At 47.1% G+C, this 12,652-nt stretch carries 6 protein-coding genes; 5 read left to right on the top strand and 1 reads right to left on the bottom strand.

What is annotated here, in order from left to right; translation table 11 throughout:
* The first annotated feature begins 74 nt into the window (after positions 1–74).
* On the top strand, positions 75–2,339 hold the full coding sequence (locus tag QNI24_RS02490) for a winged helix-turn-helix domain-containing protein (RefSeq protein ID WP_267175840.1): 2,265 nt from the start codon (positions 75–77) through the stop codon (positions 2,337–2,339).
* A 179-nt stretch (positions 2,340–2,518) separates the two neighbouring features.
* Complete coding sequence (locus QNI24_RS02485) at positions 2,519–5,269, top strand: InlB B-repeat-containing protein (RefSeq protein WP_267175839.1); 2,751 nt, start codon at positions 2,519–2,521, stop codon at positions 5,267–5,269.
* Between the two features lie 52 nt (positions 5,270–5,321).
* Here QNI24_RS02485 and QNI24_RS02480 read toward each other — a convergent pair whose 3' ends face one another.
* Positions 5,322–6,653, bottom strand: coding sequence for an amidohydrolase family protein (locus tag QNI24_RS02480; RefSeq protein WP_283708473.1), 1,332 nt, complete (start codon positions 6,651–6,653; stop codon positions 5,322–5,324).
* A gap of 174 nt (positions 6,654–6,827) precedes the next feature.
* On the opposite strand from QNI24_RS02480, the gene QNI24_RS02475 reads away from it, so the two are divergent.
* The 3 genes from QNI24_RS02475 (at position 6,828) to QNI24_RS02465 (ending at position 12,560) form a co-directional block, all read left to right on the top strand.
* Positions 6,828–7,979 (top strand): GGDEF domain-containing protein, encoded by a 1,152-nt coding sequence (locus tag QNI24_RS02475; RefSeq protein ID WP_267175837.1) that lies wholly within the window; start codon positions 6,828–6,830, stop codon positions 7,977–7,979.
* 123 nt (positions 7,980–8,102) lie between these two features.
* Entirely contained in the window at positions 8,103–9,104 is a 1,002-nt protein-coding gene (locus tag QNI24_RS02470) for an efflux RND transporter periplasmic adaptor subunit (RefSeq protein WP_267175836.1), read from the top strand.
* Between the two features lie 15 nt (positions 9,105–9,119).
* Positions 9,120–12,560, top strand: a complete 3,441-nt coding sequence (locus QNI24_RS02465) for an efflux RND transporter permease subunit (protein WP_267175835.1) — start codon at positions 9,120–9,122, stop codon at positions 12,558–12,560.
* The last annotated feature ends 92 nt before the right edge of the window (positions 12,561–12,652 follow it).

Raw genomic sequence — 12,652 nt, 5'->3', positions numbered from 1 at the left:
GGTCAAAAAAACAACCCGTTAAACGATAACCTGCTAAAATAATAGAATTAAATATGCCAAATAAACGACCCACCATGAAGTACCAATTTTTGGGCTTTACCCTGGATTCAAAAAAACAAGCACTGTTCTTTCAGGGCAAAGAGATTGAAATCACCAAGACCAACTACCAGGTTTTGCTGTTGTTTTTACAAAAACAAGGTGAGGTTATTACCAAAGAACAAATCATCGATGAAGTGTGGAACGATAAAATCGTCACCCAAAACTCAATCGATCAAGCCATTTCCAAAATCCGTAAAACCTTTGCAGAACATGATGATCGAACCATCATTAAAACAGCCTATGGCAAGGGCTTTCAATGGATACCAGAGGTCATTTTAGTGACATCAAGTGAACCAGAACAAAAAGAGAACAGGGGCTTGAAATGGGCCACCATACTTCCTGTTCTGGCCCTATTGACTTGGTTTTTCTTCAATCAAGAAACATCTATGGCCGAACAAGTTCCACCTCAACCGGTGTTGTGGCTACAAACCGATAACAACAATCAAGAACAAAACTGGCTAGACAACAGCAGCCAACAACTGCTGCAAAAACTATTCAAACAATCTGGAAACAACCGCATCATAGGCATCAAAGACAAACCTCGGCACCTGGACATTGATCAGTTTGTGGCCAATTACCAGCGTATCAATCCAGAACTACAGGTGATTAACAGTGAATTGTTGCAGTTAGAGAACGGCTACTTCCTGAGCCTCAGTGTGGAACAAGCTGGACAAACAGTACAACAATCATTCACCTCTGATGACCTGACTGCGGTGATGATAGACGGTCATCAATGGTTATTTGAAAACTCGAAGCTGAACAGCAAAGCCGAGCGCATCACTCAAATGTTGCCAGCAGATGTGCATGTATTGGAATTATACCTGCGCAGTTTGGATGCAATGGATCAGGGATTACTGGACCAGGCACAAAACTATACTCAATTGGTGATTGAGCAAAGCCCTGAATTTGTACTCGGCCAACTGCAATTGGCCGAAGTTCAAAATGCAATGGGCGATACTGAAACCAGTTTGGAAACCCTCGAACTGTTGAAAAATAATGCAGCCTACCCCACGATACAAATCGCCGCCCAATCTCTTTATGCAGATATTCTTGACACCATGGGATTACACAATGAATCTGTCAGCGTCTACCAATCTTTATTGAATCAATTCCCTGAAGAAAACAACGGCCAGTTGCTGCCGATTAAAATTGGAATCAGCTATCCATTAACAGCCCTACATCGCTACGATGATGCATTACAATTACTGGATGAAGTGATAGTTGAGTTACAGGATGAATACGATCTGGACATGTTGTCTAAGGCCTGGCACCGCAAAGGCAGTGTACTGTTACAAGTGGGGCGAACTGAGGAAGCCAAACAGGCAGCTGATCTGGCCTACCAGCATTACAACAACATGTCTGATCTAATGAGTGCTGCCATGACCAGTTCATTGCTGGCTCGCATTGCCAATCACGAAGCAGAGTATGATCAAGCCAGTGATTACTTGATGCGTGCCATTGCCATTTATCGCGAAGCTGATTACCGCCTCGGTGTGGGTGCTGCACTGAATGAGCTGGCCTATGTCAAAATGTCCAACGGTCAACTCAGTCAAGCATGGGAACACATGAGTGAGATGCGACAAATTGCCATTGAAATTGACTATTTCGCCATGCTGATGGCTGCCCAACAATTTGAAATAGAAATTGCCAGAAAACGCAAACAATGGCCTCAAGCTGAAGTTGCATTGAGTGAATACCTGCGCCTGTCCTCCGATAATAATTTTCAGAGAGGCCTATTTAAACACCAACTACTGGCCTTGGACCTGGCCTTGGACCAAGGACAGATTGAAAAAGCACAACCGCTCATCGAAAACATTCAAACCCACATCAATGACAGCCATGAAGTCAGGCTACAACCCAGACTGAATGTGCAACGCGCACGGGTTTTAATGCACCAAAATAACAGCCAACAAGCACTAGATTTACTCCACCAAACCAAAGCGCTGGCTTTACAAACCAGCGATTACGAAACCATTCACGACATCAACAATAAACTGTTGGAGCTCCACATTGAAAAGCAAAATTATGCGCACGCTCAAAGCATCATCAATGCGGTTGATGACCTACCAAAATCGCCGGCGGATTACCCATTCCTGTTATTAAAATCAAAATGGTTGGCCGCGACAGGGCAAACCCAAGAAGCGCTTAAAGCAGCTTTAAAAAGTCAAAAAAATGCCAATGAATTTTGGCAATCAGAGGACCAACAATGGCTCAATACCCTCTATCAAGGCAACCCCTGAAAGCATTCGTTTCATGAAATTTATGAACGTTGGGATGGCTTGAAATCACCAGTCTGAAGTCTTAAAAAACAAATTTCAGAACTTTTTCATTTTTTTTTCAAACCTAAAAAAATCACATCTCCTAAACTCGAACCATTAATCGGGGTTGCCGATTCAAGTTTAATTAGTAGGAGCGTACCATGAAATCAGTCGTATTTATTCTGTCACTGTGTGTCAGCCAATTTATCCATGCTCAAGCCATACATTGGTTGAGTCAACCAGAAGCACAGAGTCCTTCCATTCAGAATGCCAGTGTCAATGACGCAGTGTATTCAGCCAACGGACGTTTCATCGCTTTCACCAGCAGTGCGTCCAACATTGTCGCCGATGACACCAATCAGAGCTCCGACTTGTTCCTTTATGACACATTAATGGACACGGTGCAAATGGTCAACAAACAGACCAATGGACAACAACTGGATTTTCTCAGCATCTCGCCAGCCCGACCCACCTCGGACGGTACCCTGGTGGCATTCACAGCACGAAGCTTGGACAGCTTTGACACTTACCTGTATTTAAAAAACATGCAATCCGGACAATTGGAAATAGTGAGTGTTGATGATCAAGGAGACGTTTTTGAAGTGGAGTCTGATGTTTTTCTCAGTGATGCGGGAGATCAAATCATATTTTTAACTCGGGAAGAAATTGATCCTTTACATAATAATTTCAGAGAAAACCTGTACCTCAAAAATCTGGACAATGACAGCTATACCTTGTTGAGTCTGTCATTTGATCAGACTGAAGAAGCCGAAGACGACATCAGGGATTTCAGTGTGTCGGCCAACGGCAGGTACATTACATTCGCCTCACGAGCCGATAATTTGATCGATGCATCCGTAGTCGGCAGCAATGTTTATTTACTGGATAGAGACACTGGCTCAACGACACTGGTCACTGTGCAACCCAATGGCAACCCAACCGCAGACAGCCAATTCAGTGGTGCATCGGAGTTGGGTGTCAGTAACAGCGGCATGGTTGTGCATGAATCTCGAAATAACGACCTGGTCGCCAATGACAACAATGACCGCAGTGATTTATTTTATTTCAATGGCACTCAAAACATCCGCATCAACCTAGATCCGAATGGGCAAGAGTTTACTTCACCCAATGTGTTCAGCGTGCTGTTCAAAGCCGACAGCAGTGAAATCATTTTTTCTACTTCCAATGTGTTGTTAACAGAGGACACCAATAGCCAGAATGATATTTATATCTATGACACTCAGAGCGAGAATTTAGACATCCTGGCATTCACACCTGACCCGCAGTTTCCAGACATCACAGTATCGGCCTTTCCTTACAGCCTCTCTGCCGATGGTGACCAACTGTTATTAATCACGTCATCCAACCTACTGAATGAATCAGATTTTTCACCTTACAGCAAGCTGTATGTTCATGACTTGCCACAACAACAAACTTCACTGATTAATCCATTGGCTTTCAATCCCAACACCATCATTGCCAATGTGGGTCTTCCGAAGATGAACAACGATCACAACTGGGTCATCTATGACAGTACCACCACCAACCTCACAACCCCCAACGACCAGGACGCCATCAATGACTTGTTCCTGCTCAACAGAGACACCAACCTACACCAAAAGGTAGGTTTCAATGTGGCTCAAAATTCACATGACATCTCACCTTCTGGCCAATACATCACCTTCACCTCACGATTTTTTCAACCCAATGCCACAGTTGATTTGGGTGATTTTCAGGTGTTTTTATATGATCGCATCAATCAACAATACACACAAATCGCCGCCGGGTTTTTTCCCAGCGTCAATGACGCTGGTATGGTGGTGTTTCAATCCGGAGTCAACTTGACCAACGAAGACACCAATACGTTTTCTGATGCTTACCTTTATGATCCGGTGGATTCATCGTTGAGCCTGGTCAGCCAAAATGAAAGTGGTGTGGCCGGCAATGCAGATTCCCTTCAGCCACAAATCAATGGATCGGCCAACAATACCAGTATTGTTTTTGCTTCATTGGCTGATAACCTGGTCAATACAGACACCAACCTCACATACGATGTATTCGTGGTCGATTGGCCAGCGGGGGATATCACCCGCGTCAGTCAAACGCCAACCCTGGTAGAAGGCAACCAAGAATCATTTTTTCCTCAAATCGATGATGATGCGAACGTCATCACTTTTCTGACTTTGGCCACCAATTTGACCAACGACACCTATTTGGAGAACACCTTTACTTATCAAGCGCTGCTGTACGAGCGCTCCACGCAATTGCTGCATTTAGTCAGCCAAGATACCAACGGCAATCCGTTGCAGTCCAACAATGGTCTGTCCTATCTCAGCCTATCTAATGCGGGGCGTTATGTAGCCTACTCCACCAGCGAAGTGGCGTTGTCAGAGGATAATGATTTCAGAGAAGATGTGTACTTGTACGACTTTGATCAGGGCACCACCAGTTTGATATCCAAACAAACCAACAACCAGCAATTTGGTGGCAATGCCCGATACCCCAGTGTGACAGAGGATATGTCAGTCACACCCTCACGTCTGGGCATTGTCTTTACTGCCCAAGGGGGTTTCACCGGCTTGGCAGAACATCCTGGCTATGATGAAGCTTTCTTGTACCAGCAGGGCGGGCCCAACATCCTGTTGGACGTGGCTGTCAGTGGATTGGGTTCAGTGAGTGGTAGCCAGGGCGTGAGTTGTATGGGAACCTGTGATTTTGACTTCCCACTGGGAACCAATTTGACACTTGTGGCTGTGCCCGATGCAGGCTATGTATTCAATCGCTGGCAAAGCAGCCAAGGACAATGTGTTGATGCCACCAACCCATGCTTGCTGACCATGGACAGAGACAAACAAATAAACGCCATTTTCATTCCTGAAAATGACGTGATATTCAGCACTGGTTTTGAGTAATCACCACAATCACTGGCAACCAACGGAATGGTTGTCAGTGATTGCTCAACTGTTATTTGACGCGTTCGCCGTGTTTAATCACCATGTCAACATTTTGTAGCAGGTTGATATAGCGCAGCACATCGCCTTTAACGGCGATGATGTCGGCATACTTGCCCTCGGTAATGGTACCCACTTCATGGTCCACTTTCATCATCACCGATGGCCAGTAGCTGGCACCGCGTATGGCTTCCATGGGTGAAATACCCATTTCTCTTACCCAAATATCCAATTCATTCCAAGTTGATTGACTGTGGAATTTCAGCGGGATACCACTGTCTGTTCCAATCATCAACACCACCCCCGCATCGCGTAACTGCTGAATTTTGCGTTTCAAGGTGGGTTTGCGTTTGCTGGTGATTTGAAAATAAGGTAACCGTTCTGGGTGGGTGATGGATTGTTTGATGTCATCAATGATGTCCTCTGGCATGTCCAAATGCCAGCTGCTGTTATCAAACTTTTCGGTGTTGTTTTTGACATAATCATAGTTAAACAACCCTTCTACGGTTGGCGTCCAAAACAATGGGCCAATGTTCATTTGTGCCGCCCGTTCGCGCAATCCGGCAATCACTTCAGGCGGGTATTCCGGCGCGGTTGATAACCCGGTGTGTTCAAAATTATCAACTCCCGCTTTCAGGCCCAATAAAATCTCTTTGGGTCGGTGTGCGTGGGCCACCACCGGCAAATCATGCTTATGAGCCTCATCAACCACAGCCATCAATTCTGCTTCAGTCATTTGGTCTTGGTCAATCAGTTTGATCACATCGACACCGGCATCGGCTAATTTTTTCACTTTGGCTCTGGCATCACTTGCACCGTCCACACCCCAACGGTAGAGTTCCGTACCTGGGTAGGGTGCTTTTTGAATGAAGGGGCCGGAAACATACATGGTAGGGCCGGGTATTTCGCCTTTGTTGATGGCATCACGCACCTTGATGATCGTTTCAAGTGGCGCGCCCAAATCCCTGGCAGATGTCACTCCCGCCATCAATAATTGATGGGCTGATGCCGGCATGATTTCTTTTTCAAAACGCGGCGGGTAGGTGCTGTGCCAGTGCTTGTAATCCGCATGGCCATTGATTTGTAAGTGCACATGCATGTCCCACAACCCGGGCAGCACAGTCATGCCCTCGGTGGAAATAACCTCAGCACCTGCGGGTATCTCAACATCGCCCATGGCACCCACTGCTTTGATTCTTTCACCTTCAATAATAACCACCGAGTTTTGAATCGGCTGATCTTTGAAGCCATCAATCAATACCCCGCCGACCAAGGCTTTGATATTTTCTGCTTGAATGATGAATGGCAGCAGCAGTGCCAGCAAGGTAACTGTTAGTTTGTTCATGGCTTTCTCTCTTTTGTTGTTTTTTATTTTGTGGTGTTTGAGCCTTTTTACTGCCATCATTCACAGGATCTGATTCAACTCCAATCTGGCAGCGTTTCACTCTTCACAACCATAATCATAGCATTTTCTGGCGCCAGTGATTATCATTGATTAATCCTTACCCACTGACAGACTTTGAAGTTACTGAAAACATCCATACCTGCTTTTTTTATCATTGGTTTGTTGGTGATTGGCTATTTTTATTTTTCAAAATTGCCTGAAAACTTACAGCTGATGGTGCCTTATTTGCCCTACTTTTTGGCGCTGTTTGTGACAGTGGTCGCATTGTATTTCAATACTTCATCCCTGTTTTACTTGGGTTTAATCATCATGCTGGCGTTGTTTGGTGATGACAAGGGCTTATGGGCCATTTCAATAGAGTTACTGTTTGTGGTCTGTTGTTTGATGACTTTGGCTGTGAGCTTGCTACCAGAAAGGGGCTTGTTCGGATGGGCGTCTTTGCCTGTGCATATCATTAATTTATCCTTGTTGGGTCTGACTCAAGGACTGGCTACCCGTCAGCCCGATTGGTTATCGGAGTTATTTGAATACAATTTATTGTTGGCGGACTATTGGGTCGCCACTGAACTGCCACAGGTACTGGTGTTGCTGTGGTTGTTATGTTGTGCAATCACATCACTGTGGCTGTTTTTCAAACAACAAAGGGGCTCCTTCAATGCCTTGATCACACTACTGGGTTTGTTGTCTTTGTTTATCACCGATGGTGCATTGATCAACACCCTAACCGCCATTGCTGCCTTGTTGATCCTGTTGCTCAGTGCACTACAAAATGCTTGGCACTTGGCTTATGTCGATGAGCTGACAGCACTACCCGGTAGGCGGGCCTTAGAAGAACGGTTACAGCGCAGTTTAGGTATTTATGCGCTGGCCATGGTTGATGTTGATCATTTTAAAAACTTCAATGACACCTATGGGCATGATGTTGGTGATGATGTGCTGCGCATGATAGCAGCTAAGATTGGGGAAGTCGCTGGGGGCGGTGTTGCTTACCGCTATGGCGGCGAAGAATTTACCATCTTTTTCAACAACCACAGCGCCAGTGAAGTCAAACAACACCTGCAAGCTGTGATCGATGATGTGGCCACCACACCCTTTGTGGTCAACCGTCGCAAAGGCCAAAAACCCAAGGCCGTACAGGTCACCGTCTCCATTGGTGTGACCGATTCAATCGGCCACGCCAATGCTTCTGACACCATCAAAACCGCAGACCAAGCTTTGTACACAGCCAAGAAAAAAGGCCGCAATCGCCTGCACACCAGGGCCTAAATGACTGGTAATTTAGGCGTTTTTTTGTGCCCATGATTAACCCACATTAAACCCACAATGTTTTAAAATAGACCAATTGCACCAAACAGCCATCATGGCATCGAACTGCTGGAGTAAAACAACTTGAAATTTTTAATAGTACTGCTGTTCACATTCTCAGTCAGCGCACAAACCAACCAACCAGCTGCCATTCCTGTCACCACCAAGCCGCTGGCAGCGGTTTTGATTGAACAACGCTTAAGCGCCAATGCCCAAGTGGTGGCTAAAAATGCAGCACAAATTGCCGCAGAAGTCACAGCAACGGTCGCCAACATCAACGTCGATATCGGCGACGCCGTTAAACAGGGTGATTTGTTGGTGCAGCTGGATGTCACAGACTGGCAATTACAACTGGATCAAGCAGTGGCGAATACAGCAGCCACTCAAGCTCGCTTGAAACAGGCTCAGGTTCGTTTAGATCGGGCCAAAGAATTAGAGACCAGTCAGTACATTTCGGCCGATGATTTGTTAGCCAGAGACACCGATGTGGCGGTGTTAAAAGCCGACTTAATGCGCTTCAAAGTGGCTGAAAAAACCGCCAGACGCCAACTTGAAAAAACCACCATCACAGCGCCCTTTGATGGCGTTGTTAGCGCGCGTCAAGCCCAACTGGGTCAGTTGATGGCAGTAGGTGGGCCAGTGGTGAGTTTGGTGCAAACCACTGATGCTGAAATTCACGCCAAGATCCCCAGTCATTTGGCCAACCAATTGAGTCGCGCCAGTCGCATGGAACTGGTCACACAAAATGCTTCATACCCCACCACATTGATTCAGCTGACACCGGTGGTAGAAACCCAGGCAGCTATGCAAAACGCCCGTTTCAGGGCCAGTGAAGGAGCCCCTCTGGTGGGGCAAACCGGCCAACTGGTGTGGTACTTATCAGGTCGATCGCTGTCGGCTGATTTAATCACCAAGCGAGCCGGTCAACTGGGTGTATTCGTGGCAGAAAACAACCAAGCCAAATTCATTCCTTTGCCAGGTGCGCAGGAAGGCCGGCCAGTGGCCATTGAGGCAAATCACAACTGGCAGGTCATTGTCGGTGGCCGTGAACGGCTGCAAGATGGCGACCTCATCTCAGTTAGATAAAGGCTGGTCTTGTTTATGAAATTCTTCTCACGCATGCTCACCAACCATCCATTGGTTAATATCTTATTTACCGTGGTGGTGCTGATGGGCCTCACTTCCTACCTCATCATGCCGCGTGAACAAGACCCCGAAATCAACTTTTATTGGGTCAACATAAACACCATCCTACCAGGTGCATCAGCTGAAGATGTCGAAAAACTGGTTACTTCACCCTTAGAAGATGCGATTAAAAACGTCCAAGACATCAGTTTCACCAACTCCACCTCAAGGGAGTCGGTGTCTAATATTTTGGTGCGCTTTCGTGACATAGGAGAACGAAACTTTGACAAACGCATCAATGACCTGAGGCGAGAAATTCAAAACAAGGCCAGTGCCGAGTTACCCGATGATGCCGATGACCCATTGATCATTGAGTTGACCACTTCCAATGGTTTCCCCACCGCCTTGGTGGTGGTCACCGGCCAAGCCAATGACGAAGTGCTGCGCGCTCAAGCGCGCAAAATCAAAGAGGATTTAGAAGGCTTACGCGGCGTTGATCAAGTCACACCTTCGGGCTTACATGACCCTGAATTACATGTTGAATTCGATCCTGATTTGTTGGCTGCGCATGGCTTGAACGCGGTGCAATTGGCTGAAACCATCCGCGGTGCGTTTCGTGATGTTTCAGCTGGCAGCGCCCAAGTGGCCGGTAACGAATGGCTGGTCAGGGTGGCTGGCACCACCGACCAACCCGACTTGGTGGCACAAATACAGCTCCCTGCAGTGGGCGATTCAGCCATTACACTGGATAACATCGCATCAATATCCAGAGGACGAGAGGACGCCGCCCAACTGGCTGCCTACAACGGCAAACCAGCCGTTTCCATGGCTGTGACTAAAGTGTCTATGGTCAATACCTTGGACTTGGTCGATCGCATCAATGCCTACATCAATGATAAAAACCAGCAGGTCAACGCCATGGGTATTGAGTTAATCCTGGCCGATGACCAAACCATCATGACACGCAATGCCTTATCCATCATGCAAACCAATGCCGCCCTGGGCATGATTTTGGTGCTGTTTGTCTGTTGGTTGTTTTTGGGCTTTAAGATTGCCTTCTTTGTGACCTTGGGCATTGCCTTTTCGATCACCGGCACCTTGTGGGTATTGAACATGACCGGTAACACCTTGAATGTTTCGGTGTTGCTCGGTATTGTGATTGTACTGGGTATGTTGGTGGATGATGCCGTGGTGGTGGTAGAGGCAATTTATTATCGCATGCAACGAGGTGCCGATGCCCTAACGGCTGCGGTTGATTCGTTGCGTGAAGTGGGTGCCCCAGTCACCGCAGGTGTGTTGACCACCATTGCGGCTTTCTTGCCTTTGATGCTGTTACCAGGAATCTTAGGTGCTTTCATGTTCGTGATTCCTTTTGTGGTGACGCTGGGATTGGCCATCAGTTTGATTGAGGCATTTTGGATCCTACCAGCGCATGTGATTGGCAGTGAGGGCAAACAACACATTAAGCCAGTTAAAATTCGCAGCAAATACAACCCGGTGAAACACCTCAGTGCCGGATGGAAGCACCTACAACAACCGTTAAAAAGGGCATTGGGCCGAGGCGCCGATCGAACCCAGCACTGGCGCAATAATTGGACCCGAAAACTGCGCACCCAGTACACCAAGGCCCTGTGTTTTATGATGCGGCGCCCGTATGTCATTATCGTGTTCGGAATCCTCTGTTTCTTCGGTGCCATCAGCATCATGCAACAAGAAAAGGTTAAAACCGAATTCTTTACTTTCGATCCGTTCCGGCTGTTCTATGTCAATGTGGACATGCCATCCAATACCCCATTAGAACAGACATTGGCGCACACCATCGAAGTTGAAAAACGTTTGCGAGGATTTGTTGAGGACGAAGAAATTCGAGCCATCACCTCATTGGCTGGCATCAAATTCACTGAGCTGGAAATTCTGTTCGGTGACCAGTATGGTCAAATCCAAGTGGCTTTGTTACCAAAGCAAGGCGACATGCGTTCAGTGGCTGAAGTGGTCGAAGCAATGCGTGAGACTTTAGTCAATACGCCAGGTGATGGCATCATTTCTTTCTTAGAACTCTCTGGCGGACCACCGGCTGGCAAACCCGTCAGCGTCAAGGTTCGCAGCGATGATTTCGTTGAACTGCGTGCTGCCGCCACCGCCGTCAAACAAATTGTTGAAACCCGGGTCGGTGCCAAAGACGTTAATGACAACGACGTGCCAGGCCGCTCTGAATTGGTGCTGGAATTGAACCACCAGAACATCCGTAACTTAGGCCTGGACCCCGGTACCGTCTCGCGCTTGTTGCGTTTACATTTGGATGGCGAAGTGGTGGCTTTGATGCGCGATGAAGGCGAGAAAGTTGAACTGCGGGTGCGCGCAAAAAAACGCAACCTTCAAGCCATTGATGAAATCATGAATGATCCAGTGGCCTTGCCTGGTGGTGGCCAAACCACTTTTGCTAATTTGTTCACCCAAACCACCAGCGTGGGGCGCAGTACCATTCGTCACTATAACTTGCGCCGAGCCATCACGGTTGAGGCCGAAATCGATCCAGAACTGACCAACACCGCACGCATCAATGCTGATATTGTCGATGCTTGGAATGAGATCCGCAGCCAATACCCCAATACCGACTTGGATTTTTCCGGTGAACTAGATGATGTCAATGAATCACTGGGTGCCATGGGCGCCCTGTTCCTGCTCGGTTTGGGTTTGATTTATTTGATCTTGGCCACACAAATGCGAAGCTACTTCCAGCCATTGTTGATTCTCGTCACCGTACCGATGGCTTTTACTGGCGTGGTGTTTGGCTTATTTATTACCAACAACCCACTGAGTTTGTACACCTTATATGGCATCATCGCCTTAACAGGTATCTCTGTCAACGGTGCCATCGTACTGATTGATGCCGCCAATGAACGTATCAGAAATGGTAAGCGTCCTCTATTGGCAACAGTCTATGCCGCACGTCGCCGCGTGGTGCCAATCATCATGACCACCACCACGACCATCGCTGGTTTGTTCTCTTTGGCCGCTGGCTTGGGTGGTAAATCATTACTCTGGGGGCCTGTGGCCTCCTCTATTGTGTTTGGTTTGGCTTTTTCATCCTTGCTGACTTTGTTTATGATTCCGGTACTCTACCGCCAGTTCATGAAGCACCACGGCATTGAAAAAAATGGCATGCATTTCAACTGGACCGGCAACTTGAATGATGATTGTGGTGCTGAGTTCCATGGTTTGCGTTTGCATGCTGAAATGTTAGCGGAGAATGATTGGTGGTGGGCTGTATACGATCAGCACAACACAATCATCGACAGCTCCAATGCCCACCAGAGCAAATACCTTGATGGTTACTCCGCGCGAATGGCCGCGGAGCAAGTGGCTATCAACCACCTGTATGAACATGGTCATTTACCATTGAATGATTTAGGGTGATTGGGCATGTTATTGATAAAATCAGCATCGTAAGGTGGGCTCTGCCCACCAAAACCAACGCCTGTCATTCTATGAATAACGATGATGGCCGA

It is taken from the genome of Marinicella marina (assembly GCF_030065545.1).
Taxonomy (GTDB): Bacteria; Pseudomonadota; Gammaproteobacteria; order Xanthomonadales; family Marinicellaceae; genus Marinicella; species Marinicella marina.
The sequence above is the reverse complement of the archived record's forward strand: the minus strand, read 5'-3'. Positions and strand labels throughout refer to the sequence as shown.